At 68.0% G+C, this 15,641-nt stretch carries 13 protein-coding genes; 2 read left to right on the forward strand and 11 right to left on the reverse strand.

The window, feature by feature from the left end:
* Window positions 1-70 precede the first annotated feature (70 nt).
* The 11 genes from BM282_RS10145 to BM282_RS10190 all read right to left on the reverse strand — a co-directional run bounded on the left by BM282_RS10145 (window position 71) and on the right by BM282_RS10190 (window position 12,336).
* Window positions 71-766 carry a bacteriorhodopsin gene (locus tag BM282_RS10145; RefSeq protein WP_089880254.1) on the reverse strand — a complete coding sequence of 232 codons (696 nt, stop codon included), beginning with the start codon at window positions 764-766 and terminating at the stop codon, window positions 71-73.
* Window positions 767-2,971: a methyl-accepting chemotaxis protein gene (locus BM282_RS10150; RefSeq protein WP_089880257.1), complete on the reverse strand. Its 2,205-nt coding sequence runs from the start codon at window positions 2,969-2,971 to the stop codon at window positions 767-769.
* An 88-nt stretch (window positions 2,972-3,059) separates the two neighbouring features.
* Window positions 3,060-3,830: a Nif3-like dinuclear metal center hexameric protein gene (locus BM282_RS10155; protein WP_089880260.1), complete on the reverse strand. Its 771-nt coding sequence runs from the start codon at window positions 3,828-3,830 to the stop codon at window positions 3,060-3,062.
* Window positions 3,831-3,898: 68 nt separating this feature from the next.
* Window positions 3,899-5,497: a sensor histidine kinase gene (locus tag BM282_RS10160; RefSeq protein ID WP_217642700.1), complete on the reverse strand. Its 1,599-nt coding sequence runs from the start codon at window positions 5,495-5,497 to the stop codon at window positions 3,899-3,901.
* 47 nt (window positions 5,498-5,544) lie between these two features.
* Window positions 5,545-7,590, reverse strand: a complete 2,046-nt coding sequence (locus BM282_RS10165) for a histidine kinase N-terminal 7TM domain-containing protein (protein ID WP_089880266.1) — start codon at window positions 7,588-7,590, stop codon at window positions 5,545-5,547.
* Between the two features lie 323 nt (window positions 7,591-7,913).
* Window positions 7,914-8,744 carry an agmatinase gene (speB, locus tag BM282_RS10170; RefSeq protein ID WP_089880270.1) on the reverse strand — a complete coding sequence of 277 codons (831 nt, stop codon included), beginning with the start codon at window positions 8,742-8,744 and terminating at the stop codon, window positions 7,914-7,916.
* A gap of 5 nt (window positions 8,745-8,749) precedes the next feature.
* On the reverse strand, window positions 8,750-9,124 hold the full coding sequence (locus BM282_RS10175; RefSeq protein WP_089880273.1) for a translation initiation factor IF-5A: 375 nt from the start codon (window positions 9,122-9,124) through the stop codon (window positions 8,750-8,752).
* A 172-nt stretch (window positions 9,125-9,296) separates the two neighbouring features.
* Window positions 9,297-9,803, reverse strand: coding sequence for a DUF5518 domain-containing protein (locus BM282_RS18525; protein ID WP_175501484.1), 507 nt, complete (start codon window positions 9,801-9,803; stop codon window positions 9,297-9,299).
* A 124-nt stretch (window positions 9,804-9,927) separates the two neighbouring features.
* On the reverse strand, window positions 9,928-10,071 hold the full coding sequence (locus tag BM282_RS18530) for a hypothetical protein (RefSeq protein ID WP_175501486.1): 144 nt from the start codon (window positions 10,069-10,071) through the stop codon (window positions 9,928-9,930).
* A gap of 198 nt (window positions 10,072-10,269) precedes the next feature.
* Window positions 10,270-11,949, reverse strand: a complete 1,680-nt coding sequence (locus BM282_RS10185) for an AarF/UbiB family protein (protein ID WP_089880276.1) — start codon at window positions 11,947-11,949, stop codon at window positions 10,270-10,272.
* Window positions 11,950-11,961: 12 nt separating this feature from the next.
* A complete protein-coding gene (locus BM282_RS10190) occupies window positions 11,962-12,336 on the reverse strand; it encodes an Hsp20/alpha crystallin family protein (protein WP_089880279.1) in 375 nt (124 codons plus the stop codon).
* A gap of 156 nt (window positions 12,337-12,492) precedes the next feature.
* Here BM282_RS10190 and BM282_RS10195 point away from each other — a divergent pair, with 156 nt between their 5' ends.
* Window positions 12,493-13,740: a molybdopterin molybdotransferase MoeA gene (locus BM282_RS10195; RefSeq protein ID WP_089880282.1), complete on the forward strand. Its 1,248-nt coding sequence runs from the start codon at window positions 12,493-12,495 to the stop codon at window positions 13,738-13,740.
* Window positions 13,737-15,638: a molybdopterin biosynthesis protein gene (locus BM282_RS10200; protein ID WP_449271687.1), complete on the forward strand. Its 1,902-nt coding sequence runs from the start codon at window positions 13,737-13,739 to the stop codon at window positions 15,636-15,638. The genes BM282_RS10195 and BM282_RS10200 overlap by 4 nt, the downstream gene beginning before the upstream one ends.
* The last annotated feature ends 3 nt before the right edge of the window (window positions 15,639-15,641 follow it).

The following is a 15,641-nucleotide window of genomic DNA, read 5'->3' on the forward strand; positions in this document are numbered from 1 at the left end:
CTGCCGGTGCGCGTCGGGGGCGTTTAGTGGTCGCGGTCCGCCTCCGGTGAGCGAGCGGCGGGGAAACGCCTCAGTCCGCGGTCGTCGTCCGCGCTGTGCCGTGCGAGGTGATGCCGTCGAGGCCGCGGACGGCGACGACGACGAATCCGACCTTCGACACCAAGTCGAGGTACGTCATCACCAACACCTGCGTCTCCGGGAGGAGGAGACCGACGCCCGTCGGGGCGAGAAGCCACACGACGGGGTAGAGACTCCAGACCACCACGGTGAGGTTCCGAACCGTCGTGAACGTCGCGACGTGGTCGCCGGACTGGAACGACGCGCGGCGCGGCAGCGTCCGGAGCAACAGATACGACAGGACGAGGTAGGCGACGGCACCGACGCCGAACGCGACGTACCGCGTCGGTCCCGACAGCGCCGCCGCGACGACACCGCTCGTGACGACGACGACGTCGGCGGCGACGAGCGCCGCGTAGACGCGCGGACCCGACCGCGAGAGCAGTCCGAGGTAGAGCACCATGAGCGGCGTCGTGAGTAGCCAGTCGACGTACCGGACGAGTTCGACGCCTTCCAGACCGGGGAGCGAGACGGCGTAGCCCTGCGCCATCAGCGCGTAGGCGACGGCCGCGATAGCCGTCACGCCGGTGAGTACCGCCGTGTAGACCCGGCTCTCTTCGTCTCGCACGAACCGACCGAGCGGAACGAGCGTTCCGAGCGCCATTCCGACGGCACCGACCCACAGCCAGAGTGTGACGGTGAGTTCCATCTAATCGTCCCCCGTGACCGTCAGTTCGGGCTTCGGTGGCGTCGCCGAGGCTTCCGCGACGGAGAACTCGCGGAGGACCGTCCGAAGGTCGCGGGCTCTGTCGGCTAGTCGCTCGGCGGAGTCGCTCACGGTGGTCATCGTCGCCGTCTGTTCTTCGGCCGCCGCGGCCACGTCAACCGCCTCGTCGGCGGTCTGTTCGCTGATGGTCGCCACCTCGTCGACGCGTTCTACGACCGCCGTGGCGGACCGCGCCTGCGTCTCGGTCGCGTCGCGTATCTCCTGAATCGAGCCGTCCGTCTCGTCGACGGCGACGGCGATTCGTTCGAGGGCGTCGATGGCCGACTCGACCGTCTCGGCCCCCGTGTGGATGCGCGTCCGCGTCTCGTCCATCGCCGCGGTCGTCTCGTCTGCCCGCGACTGGATGCGTTCGAGTCGCTGTTCGATCTCTGCCGCCGACTCGGCCGTCTCCTCGGCGAGCGACTTCACCTCGTCAGCGACGACGGCGAACCCGGACCCGGCCTCGCCGGTCCGCGCCGCCTCGATGGAGGCGTTGAGCGCGAGGAGGTTCGTCTCGTCCGCGATGCTGCGGATGACCTCCACGATGTCACCGACCGCCTCCAGTTCCTCGGCGAGGGCGGCCACCTCTCTCGCGGTCTCCTCGGTGGCGTGTTCGACGGCGTCCATCTCGTCGAGCGCCCGTTCGGCGTCCGCCCTCCCGGAGTCGCCGATGGCCGCGGCGCGCTCCGACGCTTCGGCCACGCCGCTCACGGTGGCGGCGACCTCCTCTGCGGACGAGGAGAGCTGGTCCATCTCGTCGGAGACCGCCCGGAGGTTCTCGGTCTGCTGTTCTGCACCCGCGGATATCTCCGTCGTCGCCGTCGTCACGCCCGCGGAGGCGTCCATCACCTCGTTCGCGCCGGCGTCGACCTGCGCTGCCGCGTCGGCGACGTGGTCGGCGAACCGCGTCACCTCCCCTATCGTCTCCGATATCTCGTCGAGCATCTCGTTGAACGACACGGCCACGTGGGCCATCGCCTCGTTTTCCCCGTCGGGTTCCATCCGACGGGTGAGGTCGCCCGCCGCGACGGCGTCCATCACGTCGCCGTACGACGTCGCCTTTCGTTCGAGTCGCTCGTTGACGCGCTCGGTCCGGCGAATCTCCGCGCGGAGCGTGTCGCGCATGTCGGCGAACGACTGATAGAGCGTCCCGAACTCGTCGGTTCGAGTCGTTCGCAGATCGACGTCGAGGTCGCCGCCGGCCATCGCGTCGGCTCGCTGCGCCAGTCGCCGCAGCGAGACGACCGTGTTCGACCCGACCAGGACGCCGACGAGCGCGAGGCTCACGAGGACGAGCAGGATGAGACCGAGTATCGCTGACGTCACCTGCTGACCGAGCGCGAACGCCTCCGCCTTCTCTTGTCGGACGAGTACGGTCCAGTCCACCGTCGACATCGACGCCCCGGCGACCAGCGTCTCCTCGGCTTCGACGAACCCGCCGTCCGTGAGAGCGGCGGCGTCTCCGTCGTACGCGTCGAGCAGTCTCGTGCCGTCGGGGTGCGCGACGTACCGCCCCTCCCCGTCGACGACGGCCGTCGACCCGCCGCCGGCCGTCGTGGCGAACGACGCGGCGTGCGCCTCCAGATTTATCATGTAGATGAGCGCGCGGTCGTCCGCCCCGCTGACGGGCGAGATGACGGAGACGACCGGGAACTCGACGACCGGAACGGTGAACGGCGCGGTCACGTGCGAGTCGTCCGCTCCGTCGAACGACGGCGGACTCTTCGCGAACGGTGCGCCCTGTTCTGCGGGGCTCACGCCCTCCATCTTCGGCGTCGAACTCGCGAGGATGGTCTTCTCCTCGGTGTCGTAGTAGTGGACGGCGACGACGCCTCGCGGTACCTGACCCGACTCGACCGTCTCGGTCAGGTGGTCGCTGATGGCCGATTCGTCGCCCGACTGAAGGATGGGATATGACGAGTGCAGGCGCGTCTGCTTCTCGATACCCCCCAGCCACGTGTCTAGCTCCGCGGCTCGTACCTCCGCCGAAGTGACGAGGTCACCTCGCTGCTCGGCTTCGAGCGTATTCGAGGTCTGCTCGTGGACCACGAACCCGAAGCCGACGACGAGTGCGACGATGGCGACGAGTGCGACGGCGAGTTTCGTCCCGAAACTCGGTCGGAGTCGATTCCACGGAAAATTTGACATAGATACTGCAACTCAGCGGTTGTGACCAGAAAAAGACACCCTGCCGAATATCGGGTTTGATACTCCCGTCGGGGCGCGAACCGTCGCCTCAGAGTCCCGTCGGGTGGTCGACGTACGTCACCTCGAGTCCCCACTCCTGTGCGAGCGCGGCGAGGTTGCGCACGCCGAACGTCTCCGTCGCGTAGTGGCCCGCGAGGAAGACGTTCATCTCCGCCTCGCGCGCCTCGTGGTACACCTGCTGTTTGCCTTCGCCGGTCACGAACGCGTCGACGCCCGCGGCTTCCGCCTCCGAGAGCCAGTCCGCGGCCGACCCGGTGGCGACGGCTATCTCCGATATCTCGCCGGGGCCGAAGTCGAGCACCTGCGTCGACCGGTCGCCGTTGTCGAACTCGTCGAGCGTCTCCCGCAGTTCCTCGACGGTGAACGACCGAGACGCCCGGCCGCGCTGGCCGATGTGGGCCGGCCCCATCTCGCCGAACGGTTCGCGGGCTTCCAGTTCGAGACGGTCCGCGACGCCCGCGGCGTTGCCCAGCGACTGGTGGCCGTCGAGGGGGAGGTGCGAGACGTACAGTCCGACGTCGTTCTCGACGAGGGGTGCGATGCGGTCGTAGTCGCGGCCGGTCACGCGGTCCAGTCCGCCCCAGACGAGGCCGTGGTGGGTCACGAGGAGGTCCGCGCCCGCGTCGACGGCCGCCTCGATGGTCGCCTCGGCGGCGTCGACGGCGAAGGCGACGTGGTCGACCGTTCCGTCGGCCGACCCGACCTGTAGGCCGTTCGGACTCGCGTCCACGTCGGCGTACGCCTCGGTGTCGAGTTCGTCGTCGTAGCGTTCGACCAGTTCCGCACGAGAGAGCGTCATGCACGGTGGGTCGACCGCCCGACGCTTGTATCTCGTGGTCTCTCGGACGAACCGTTCGTCGGCGACGCTCAGGCGGCCTCGCGGCGTTCCGAGACGGGCACGCGGACGGTCATCACCGTGCCGGACTCCTTTGTCTCACACGCGAGCGTGCCGCCGAGGAGGCTCACGCCCCACCGAACCATCCAGAGACCGAGGCCGCTGCCGTGTTCGAGCGGACTCTCCCGTTCCTGCGTCAGGACGGCGCGTTCCATCGGGGGCAGTCCCGGGCCGTCGTCTTCGACCCGGACGCAGAGCATCCCCTCGCGGGCCGAGAGTCGGACGTCGACGGTCGGCGAGGAGTGCTCCGCGTGTCTGACCGCGTTCTCGACGAGTTCGTGGAGTATCTCTCGGACGCCGACGGCACAGGCGAGCGGTTCGGTAACCGCCGTCTCGACGGAAATCGATGCCTCGGGATAGCTCCCGCGGAGGGGTTCGACGGCCCGTCTCCCGAGTGACTCGACGGCGACGGCTCTGTTTTCGGGCGAGACGTGTTCGAGGAACCGCTGGACGCGGACCGCTTTGTTTCCGAGCGCGGTTACCTGTCGCGCGTTCTCGACGACGAGGTCGGCCTCCGGGCCGTCGAGTTGGTGACCGTAGCCCATGACGAGCGTCATCCGGTTGCGGAGGTTGTGTCTGATAACCCGGTTGAGAACCGACAGATGCTGCGTTCGGACGCGACGCTCGGTGACGTCGCGGAGCACGACGATTCGACCGGACAGCCGACTCCCGGTGTCCGAAAGCGGTGTCACGCTGACGTCGAGCAGTCGCCCGCCCTGTGCCGTGTCCAGACGGACGGTTCGGCGCCCCGCCGAGAGGTCGGCGTCCGCCGGAAACACCGTCTGGACCGACTCGACGTCGCCCGACATCGACAGCAGGGACCGCGCGCTCGCGTTCGCGTCGACGATTCGGTCCGCGTCGTCCACGACGACGACGGCGTCGTCCATCTGGTCGACCGCCATCTCTCTGACGACGCGACTCCGGAGCGGTTCCGCGTCGAGGAGGCTGTACTGCTGGACCGCGATCAGACAGACGACTCCCGAAACCGGGAGCACGTACGGCGTCGCGTCGACCGTCGTCACCCCGAGCACGTAGGGGAGACTCGCCATCGTCGGGAGGACGGCCGCGAGCAACAACGCGACGGCCTGCCGCCGGTAGTGCGACTGAATCGCGATGGTCGAATGCGCGAGGACGGCCACGCCGGCGGCGATGAGGCCGTAGACGTAGCTTATCGCCACCCAGTACAGCGGACCGGGCGTCGAATCGAACAGTCTGAGCGGTCCCGACTCGACGATGGACGTACTCGTGCGAAACAGTCCGTGGACCCCGTTGGACAGCGCGGTGAGGACGACGAGAACGACGACGGCACAGAGTGCGACCACCCGACCGCGCGAGAGGAGGTGTCGCCGTCCCGTGTACGTGAGCGCGAACGAGAACCACGCGATCGACGTCGCGCCGATGGCCAGCCACTCGACGTCCACGAGCAGATACGTGGTCGCCGAGGTGGACGCGAACATCCGAGCCAGCCGAAGGACGATCCAGACGTCCACCGAGACCATCATCGCCGCCAGCGCGAACGCCCCCTCCGTCCGTCGCCGACGCCACGCGAGGACGGCCACGGCCGAACTCACGCCGACGCCGAACAGTCCCCCGACGACAAGCAACGGCGACAGCGGTATCACCGCCGCTCACCCGTCCGAATCTCGAATCGCGCGCCGCCGTCCTCTCCGTTGGTCACCGACACCGACCACCCGTGACCCTCGGCGACCGCACGGACGATGGCGAGTCCGACGCCCGTTCCCCCATCGGCCGTCGAGAACCCCGACTCGAAGACGTCTTCTCTGGACCCGGGCGGAACGCCGGGGCCGTCGTCTTCGACGTAGAAGCCGTCGTCGGTGGGACCGACGCGCACGTTCGTCGGCGTCGTTCCGCGTTCGTCTCGGCGGTTCGCCGTCGCCGACTCGCCCGTCGAACCGTGTTCGATACTGTTCCGGAACAGGTTCTCGAGTAGCTGTTGGAGTCGCTGCGGGTCCGCCTCGATGCGTCCCGTCTCGCAAACGTCGAGCGTCGCATCGTCCGTCACGACCTGCGCCCACGCCCGCTTGGCGACGTCTTCGACGGTGACCGATTCGGGGTCGTCGACCGACTGCCCGCTCCGGGTCAGCGTCAGGAGGTCCGCGATTATCTCGCTCATCCGGTCGTGCGCGCTGTGGACGCGCTCGAAGTGCTCTGCGCGCGGGTCGTCCTCGGCGAGTTCGGCGAACCCGGTCGCCACCGACAACGGGTTTCTGAGGTCGTGCGAGACGACGCCGGCGAACGCGTCTAACCGTTCGTTCTGGCGTTCGAGCTCACGCTTTCGGGTCTGCTTCTCGGTGATGTCCCGAGTCGTCACGACGATGCCCTCGACGACGGGGTCCGAGAGCCGGTTCTTGCTCCGCGATTCGAGGGTGTGCCACGACCCGTCCGCCGCCCGAGCGCGGTAGGTGACCTGCGCCGGGTCGGCTTCCTCCCGAGAGAGCGCGTCGCGGACCTCGCTGACGTCGTCCGGGTGGACGAACGCGAGGAAGCTCTCGCCTTCGACCCCCTCGGCCTCGTATCCGAGCGTCGGTTCGACGGAGGGGCTGACGTAGGTGACGCGCAGGTCGGCGTCGACGACGGTGACGACGTCCGACAAGTGCTCCGTGAGCGAGACGAACCACCGTTCGCGGGTCCGCCGAGCCGTCACGTCGCGCAGGACGTACAGCGTCGCGTTACCGACGCCGTCAGCGTCGGTGAGCGCCGAGGCCCGGACCTCGAAGAACCGAACGCCCCCCTCCGTCTCGACCGTGAGTTCGGTGGTCGACCCCGTCTCGGTGGCGGCCACCGTCGCCGCTCGTTCGGACGCCAGCGCCGTCAACGGCCTGCCGATGGCCCCGTCCACGTCGAGTACCGCCTCGGCGGCGGGGTTCATATCGACCACTCGGTCGTCGATGCCGGTGACGACGACGCCGTCGTCGAGCTGTTTGATGATTCTGTCCCGTGCGATGGGAAGGACGTCGAGGAGCCGAAACCGGGTCAACGCGAGGCTGAACGTCACGCCGAACGCCGAGAGCGCTATCGGAGTCAGGTCGAGGACCGTGAGGCCGAGCACGTACGAGACGACGCTCCCGGCGATGGGGACGACGGCTCCGAGCGTGATGAGAAGCGCCTGTCTGCGGTACAGCGACGGCGTCCGAAGCGTCGTCACGAAGAGGAGGCCGAGTCCAACCGCGACGAGCGCGTAACTGTACGCGAGCACGAGTAAGAACAGCGGACCGGGAGCCGGCAACAGGACGACGAACGGACCGACGAGTTCGAGCGTCTCGCCGGACCGGACGAGCGGTCGAAGCGACGGCACCCAGACCGCGGCCGACGCGACGAGCGGCAGCGCGACGGCGACGGCGAGTCGACGCCGGGTCACGAACCGACTCCGGCCGGTGTAGTGGAGGACGAACACGAAGAACACGACGGGCGTGAGCAGGCCGGCGGGGTACTGGACGTTGTCCCAGAAAATCTGCGCGCCGAGCGACGTGAACAGCAGTTGAATCCCGTACGCCGCGGACCACACCGCGACGAGCGCCATCAACACGACGAACGCGACCGACCCGGGTACGTCCCGGTGCCGCCACGCGATGACCGCGGAACTCACCGCGAGACCGGCCGAAGCGAAGAGGACTGCCGAGAACGCCGACAGTTGAAACTCCATCACACTGACGACTGACCGTTCTCGCCTTAATTCTTCGTCTTAGGAAACTATTGGTGTGTGATATTAGGACGCGACTCGGACGCTCCGAATCGGCCACGACAGCTTTGTACCTCCCGTGACTCTGCACGTGTACCCGTCATCTGACGGGGCGAACGAACGACGCGGCTCTGCCGCGTGTGATTGTCATGGGCAAGTTCCGCAAGGCACTTCGAACGTGGCGACGTCTGCCGCGCCGAACGCGACGAAGCATCGTCAGTAAGGTACGGCGACTGGCTCGGAGCGTCTCCAGTCGGTGACGCTCCGGCCGTTCGTTCCGCTTCTCACTACTCGGGAGCGACGCCGTTCGCCGCGGCGTGCGCGAGCACGAACTCCCGAAGCAACTTCCCGCCGAGCGACGCCGCCTGCCCGTCGTCTCGGTCGTTCACCTCCACCACGTCGAAGCCGTCGGCGCGAGGAGCGACCGTTCGGACGACGTCGCGCATCTCTCTGGGCGCGAGACCGAACGGTTCGGGCGTCCCCGTCCCCGGCGCGAACCCGGGGTCCGCGCCGTCGATGTCGACGCTGAGGTAGACCGAGCGGTCTTCGAGACGGTCGCCGAAGTCGAACTCGGCGACGTCCTCGGGGGCGACGACGGTCACGTCCTCGGCCTCGGCGCGGGTCCACTCCTCGGGGGACCCGGTCCGCGCGCCGAGGATAATCGCCTCTTCGGCTCCGAGTTCGTCGAGGATTCGGCGCGTGACCGTGGCGTGACTCCACTCGTTGCCGTCGTAGTCCGCGCGGAGGTCCAAGTGCGCGTCCAGACAGACGAACACGTCGGGCGAGACGGCGTCGACGCCCGCGGCGGTGACGGTGTGCTCGCCGCCGAGGAGGAGAGGGACGGCGTCGTCCCGAACGACGTCGCGAAGCGTCCCCGCGACCCACTCGACGTACTCCTCGGCGTCGTCCCACGGGTGGACGTCGCCCTCGTCGTGAACGAGACAGTCGGAAAAGTGCAGGTCGGTCCGCCGGTCGTAGTCGTCGAACGTCCGGGCGAACCGCCGGATTCTCTCGGGACCGAACCGGGTCCCGGGTCGGAACGTGGTCGAGATATCCAGCGGGGCGCCCACGACGACGTACGCGGCGTCGTCACGCGATGCGGTTGCCCCGGGGTACATCCCGATCAGACGATCTTCCGCTGGCCCTCGTACTCGAGGTACTCTATCTCGTCTTCCGGCGAGAGACTCTCGTCGTCGGGGATGCGCATCGTGAACGTCTCGTACGTCGCGAGGTCCATAATCTGGGCGTCCGCACCGGTGACGGAGACGACCTGACCCTGTTTCCGTTCGATGATGGGCACCCACACCTTTGCGTCGACAGGCTGGCTGAGCGAACGCTTCTTCGAGTCGAACACGCCCTTGCCCTCGATACGGGCCTTCGCGCTGCCGTGTTTCCCGGGTTTCGCCGTACTGTAGGCGTTTATCTTACACGGGGACTCTTCCATCATCACGTAGCTGCCTTCCTGAAGTTCGCGGACCTGCTTCTGTTCTTTGGGCATATCTGCGCGTTATCGTCAGACCGGTATAAACGGTTTGGAAACGGTCTCTCACCGCCTCTCCCTCGTGAACCACTCACGCACCGGAGCGGCGGACGTTCGGCGAGTCGCGCGTCGAGTGAAGCGACTCGGACGGGAGCGAAAACGCGTGAACGTGTGTCTGCGAGACCGCCGCTCAGGCTTCGTCCGCGCCTAACCAGCCGTCTGCTCGCTCCTCGCGGTTCGCGCTCTCGTCGCTCCGTCTCTCGCCCACGCGGTCCTCGTCCGGGTGCTCTTCGCCGTCGTCCCCGTCGTGTTTCGCCCGCGCGATGTCGCGGCCGCGAGAGAGACTGCCGACGGCGCCCGCCGCGACGTTCGGGAGCGTCACCGAGAGCAACACGCCCGTCGTCGCCTCCCCGGCGGTGTCGAACCACGGAACCAGATACTCGAACGGGAACGGGAGGGGGCCGTCGCCGACGACTGCGAGGGCGACGAGGGCGGGGATGAGGACGATGCCCCACGAGAGCGCCGACAGCAGGCCATGCCACGCCCCGTCGGCGACGTCCGGACCGACGAGGTAGCCGGCGACGGCGCTCCCGGCGAGGCCGCCGACCAGCGTGACTCGCCCGGTCAACGCGAAGACGAGGGCTTCGCTGCAGGCGGCGAGTGCGAACCCGGCGACGACGGCCCGCCAACGCGTCATTGGCGAGAGGGTGCGTCGGCTTCCGCAATAAACGTCCGCTTCAAAAATTCACATCTGATACTCTGTTCTTCGGTTCGACCGCGAGGGACCACGGGAGGCCCCGGCGGGGAAGTCGTCGCTCGACTCAGACGTTTCCGGGCGGAAGACGCCGGGAGACGCTCGTCGGTTCTTCGTCGCTCGTCGCCGTCCCGTCAGAGGACGACTTCGACGGCGCGATTCGCTTCGCCGCCCACTTGCGGGCGTCTTCGAGGAAGAGTGTCAGTTGCACGGTTCGGTCACCGCGAGTCCGAAAGCCGGTCGAGTAGATAAAAGTACCGCTAGATGGTGTTCGTATTGTTTCTATCGAGGAGTATCGTTCGATATACGTCTCAAAACACTGCGAAAGAGCGGACGAACGGACGATGTCTTCCCCTCTCTCGCCGAACCGGACGCCGCTTTCCGTGGTCGGCCGGCGAGACGGCCCGCGTCAGTCCTCGCCGCGCCGGTCGCGCATGTTCTGGCGGGTGAACTGCGGCGTCGCGCGCAGGCCGCGTTTCTTGCGGAACGAGCGGTAGAGTTGGACGAGAATCGGGACGGTCAAAAGCGCCGCGACGACGGCGGGGAAGACGCTCGACTGGTCGAACGCGTAGAGGATGGCCGTCGAGAGTGCGCCGACGGCGAGGAGGATGCCGTAGACGATTCGTCGCGCCAGTTTGTCCAACACGCCGTTCTTGTCCTCCAGTCGGACGTTCACCGTCAGGTTCTCGCGTTCGACCCTGTCGAGGACGCGGTCCAGTTTCGGCGGGACCGTAAAGAGCGCCTCCGTCGTCTTCTGGACTTGTCTGCCGGCGTCGGCGACGAGTTCCTTCGCCGTCTCCTCGTAGTACCCCTCCTCTCTGAGGTAGTCGGTCGCCACCGAGATGAAGTCGAAGTCCGAGTCGAGGGTGACGCAGACGCCCTCTACGACCGTCGCCACGCGGAGGACGAGCGCGAGATTTCGGGGCAGACGGAGGGGGAACTCGTAGATGGTGGACTCCACTTGTTCGATTATCTGCTGGACGCGGTACTGTTCGATGTCCTCGCCGCGGGCGTCGGCGATGGCCAGTTCCATCACGTCGCCCATCACCTGTCTGTCCGCCTCCGGCGAGAGCGTCCCCATCTCTATCAGGGCGTCGAGGATGGCGTCGATGTTCTGGTTGGCGACGGCGACGTAGAAGTCGACGATTTTGTCCTGGATGAACGGGTCGACGCGCCCGGACATCCCGAAGTCGTAGAAGATGATGGAGCCGTCCTCGTCGACGGCGAGGTTCCCGGGGTGGGGGTCGGCGTGGAAGACGCCGTCGTCGATTATCATCTGCAGGTAGATTCGCTGGAGTCTGGTCGCCAACTCCGTCCGGTCGACGCCCATCGCGTCCAGCGCTTCGATATCGTTTATCTTCGTCCCCGGGAGGTACTCCATCGTCAGCACGCGCGGCCCGGAGCGTTCCTCGATGGGTTCGGGAATCTGGATGGTGTCGTCCTCGGCGAAGTTCGACTGAATCCGGTCGAGGATGCGTCGCTCCCTGCTGTAGTCCATCTCTTGTCGGATGGTCTTGGCGAACTCGTCAGCGAGATTCTCCAGTGAGAACGCCCGCCCCTGTCCGATAAAGCGCATGATGAGCGGGAGAGACCACCGAATCACCCGCAGGTCCGCCTCGACGAGCGACTCGATTCCGGGGCGGCGGACCTTCACGGCGACGTCCTCGCCGTCGTACCGGGCGGTGTACACCTGCCCGAGACTCGCGCCGCTTATCGGTTCCTCGTCGAACGAGACGAACGCCTCGTCTAACGGTCCGAGTTCCTCTTCGAGCACCTGCTTGGACTCCGCCCACGGCGCGGGCGGCACGTCGTCTTGCAGACTCGACAGCACCTCGATGTACGCCGGCGGGAGGATGTCCGGGCGCGTCGACAGCAGTTGACCGAGTTTGATGAACGTCGGACCGAGCGTCAGGAGCGAGTCGAGGAGAATCTCCGCTCGTCTCGCTTGCTCTTCGGGGCCGACGCTCCGCGTTCCACCGAACAGGACGTACTTGCGACGGTCTCTCGTGTAGGCGACTATCAGCGGGAAGAACTGGTAGACGACGACGAGGAATCGCCAGTACGAACGGAAGTTGGCCAGCGTCACCACCTCACCGCGTGGTCAGGCCTCTGTGTCGTCGTCGGCACCAGCGATGGGGATGGTTCGTTCGGGCGCGGACTCGCGTTTCGGCAGGCGGATGGTGAGGACGCCGCGGTCCATCTCGCTGTCGGCGCCGGCGCCCGTCGCGTCCGGCGGCAGCGGAATCTCGGCGTCTAAGAACAGCGAGCGGTCCTCGCGGACGTAGCGAAACTCCGGCGGCAGTTGCTTGTCGCGGCGCGCCTCGATGACGAGGCGACCCTTCTCGACGCGTAGTTCCGTCGTGTCGGGCGTCACGCCGGGGAGGTCCAGGACGAGGAGGTACGCCTCGTCGGATTCCAACAGGTCGGCGAACACCGCGTCGGGGAGTTCCTGAAGCGCGTCCCGCAGTGCAGACATACTCTCCGGTTAGGGTGCCGGGTCGAAAAAGGCCGCGGTCGGGGAAGCGCTCGCTGCCGAAGCGTTCCGGCCGACGGCGGTCGAATCTGTCGTTCGGCACACAGCCGAACCGCCGGCGCGCGGAGCCTTTTACGGCCCGCCGCCCAACCGTACGATATGACCCACACGCACGACCGGCAGACGGCCGGGTTCAAAGAGCGAACGCGCGTCGCCGAGGCGCGCGAGACGCTCCTCACGGCGGCGACACCGCACGACCGAACGGAGACACTTCCCGTCGGACGCGTCGACGGCCGCCCCCTCGCCGAGACCGTCTCCGCACCGAATCCCGTCCCGAACTACGACCGCGCCGCGATGGACGGGTGGGCCGTCCGCGCCGCGGACACCTTCGGCGCGTCGGGTCGGTCGCCGGCGGTCCTTCGCGTCGCCGTGAGCGAAGCTGAGTCCGACCCCGACGCGGCCGTCGAACCCGGGTCCGCCGTCCGCGTCCATACGGGCAGCGAACTCCCGCCCGGCGCGGACGCCGTCGTCATGATAGAACAGACCGAGGAAGTCGGCGGCGAACTGGAGGTGTTCGACGCCGTCACCGACGGGGAGAACGTCGGCGAGACGGGCGAAGACGTGGCCGACGGGCAGGCCCTGTTCGACGCGGACCACGAACTCCGCCCCTCCGACCTCGGCCTCCTGAAGTCGGTCGGCATCGACGAGGTGTCCGTCTACGACCGACCCACCGTCGGCGTGATTCCGACGGGCGAAGAACTCGTCCAATCCGACCCCGCCCCCGGCGAGATAGTCGAGACGAACGGCCTCACCGTCTCCCGACTGGTCGAACGCTGGGGCGGCGTCGCGACGTACCGGAACGTCGTCACCGACGACGCCGCCGCCCTGCGCGCGGCCGTCCAACGCGACCTGACGAAAGACGTCGTGGTGACTACCGGCGGGTCCTCCGTTGGAACGCGCGATTTGGTCCCCGACGTCGTCGCGGAGTTGGGCGAGGTACTCGTCCACGGCGTCGCCCTCAAGCCGGGACACCCCGTCGCTCTCGGCGTGGTCGAGGACACGCCCGTCGTGATGCTACCGGGCTACCCCGTCGCCTGCATCGTCAACGCCGTCCAGTTCCTCCGTCCCCTCCTGAAACGCGTCGGCCACCTCGCCGACCGCCCGACGCCGACCGAGGAGGCGCGTCTCGTGCGAAAGATTCCGAGCGAACCCGGCGTCCGGACGTTCGCCCGCGTCCGACTCGGCGACGAGGACGGCGACCGAATCGCAGAACCGACCCGCGCGTCCGGGTCCGGCGTCCTCTCGTCGGTCGCTCTCGCGGACGGGTGGGTGGTCGTCCCCGAGGAGAAAGAGGGATACGGCGAAGGCGAAACCGTCACCGTCGAGGGCTGGGAGTGGTCCGCATGAGCCGAAAGGAGTTCCGCGACCTCGCCGAACCGGTCGCGGCGCACGACGCCATCGCGAGTCTGGACCTGACGCCCGAGACGGAAACCGTCCCGCTCCGAGAGTCGCGCGGCCGCGTCCTCGCGGAGCGAATCGACGCCGAGATGGACGTCCCCGGGTTCGACAGAGCGAGCATGGACGGCTACGCCGTCCGCGGCCGCGACACGTTCGGCGCGGGCGAGGCCTCGCCCGTCGAACTCGAACTCGTCGGCGCGGTCCACGCGGGCGCGGAACCCGATGTCACCGTCGGCGAGGGCGAGGCCGCGGAGATTTCGACGGGTGCCGTGATGCCCGACGGCGCCGACGCCGTCGTCATCGTCGAACGGACCGAAGAGCGAGACGAGAGCGTCCTCGTCCGCGACGCCGTCGCCCCCGGCGACAGCGTGATGCTCGCGGGGGCCGACGTCGCCGCCGGCGCGCGCGCACTCGGTCCGGGGACGCGACTCACCCCCCGCGAGATAGGACTGCTCTCGGCACTCGGCGTCGACGAGGTGCCTGTCCGCGGACGGCCGACGGTCGGCATCATCTCGACCGGCGACGAACTCGTGCGGCCGGGCGACCCCCTGAACAGCGACGCCGGACAGATTTACGACGTCAACAGCTACACCGTCGCCACCGGCGTCGAGGAGGCGGGCGGCGAGGTTCGACTCTACCCCCACGCCGGCGACGACTACGACGAGATGGAACGCCTCCTGCTCGAAGCGGCCGACGAGTGCGACCTGGTGCTCTCCTCGGGGTCCACCTCCGCGTCCGCCGTCGACGTCATCTACCGCGTCATCGAGTCGCGCGGCGAACTCCTCCTCCACGGCGTCGCCGTCAAACCCGGCAAGCCGATGCTCGTCGGAACCCTCGGCGAGGCTGACGACGGCCACGCGTCCGCCTACGTCGGCCTGCCGGGCTACCCCGTCTCGGCGCTCACCATCTTCCAGACGTTCGTCGCGCCCGCGATTCGACGGGCCGCGGGCGTGCCCGAACCCCGAACCGCGACGGTCGAAGGAACGATGGCCGTCCGCGAACGCTACGGCGAGGGCCGTCTCCGCCTGATGCCGGTCGGACTCGTCGAAGACGCGGACGGCGAGACGCTCGTCTACCCCGTCGACAAGGGCAGCGGTGCGACCACGTCGCTCGTCGAGGCGGACGGCGTCGTCGAAGTCCACCCGGACACCGAGTACCTCGCCGCGGGCGAGTCCGTGGACGTGCGCCTGTTCTCGCCCGACGTCCGCGCGCCGACGCTCCTCGGCGTCGGCGAGGACGACCCGGCGCTCTCGCGTCTCTTGGACCGCCTCGACGCGCCGCGCTACCTCGCCGTCGGGAGTCGAGAGGGACTGCGTCGCCTCCGCGACGACGTGCCGGACGTGGCCGTCGTCGCCGGGGAGACCGGTCGGGACGTCGACAGCGTCGAGATAGGCGGGTGGACCCGCGAGTGGGGACTCGTCGTCCCCGCGGACGACCCGAACGACGTCTCGGGGCTCTCGGACCTCGTCGACCGCGACCTGCGGTTCGTCAACCGCGACACGAACTCGGGGCTTCGGACGACGCTGAGTAACGCGCTGGCGGACCTCGCCGCAGAGCGTGAAACCGAGCGACACGAACTCGTCGAGGCCATCGACGGCTTCGAGTTGACGACGAAAGCGACGGAGAGTCCGGCCCGGGCCGTCCTCCGGGGGAAGGCGGACGTCGGCCTCGGACTCCGCGCGACGGCCGAGTCGCTCGGGATGGGGTTCGTCTCAGTCGGAACGGAGACGGTCCGCGTCCACGCGAACCCGAACCGCACGGCGAAGGGGAGCGTCGAGGCGTTCTCCGCGCTCCTCGAATCCGCGGACGACGTGTTCGATACGCTCGCGGGCTACGACTCCGACTGACGA

The organism is Halogeometricum limi (assembly GCF_900115785.1).
Lineage (GTDB): Archaea > Halobacteriota > Halobacteria > Halobacteriales > Haloferacaceae > Halogeometricum > Halogeometricum limi.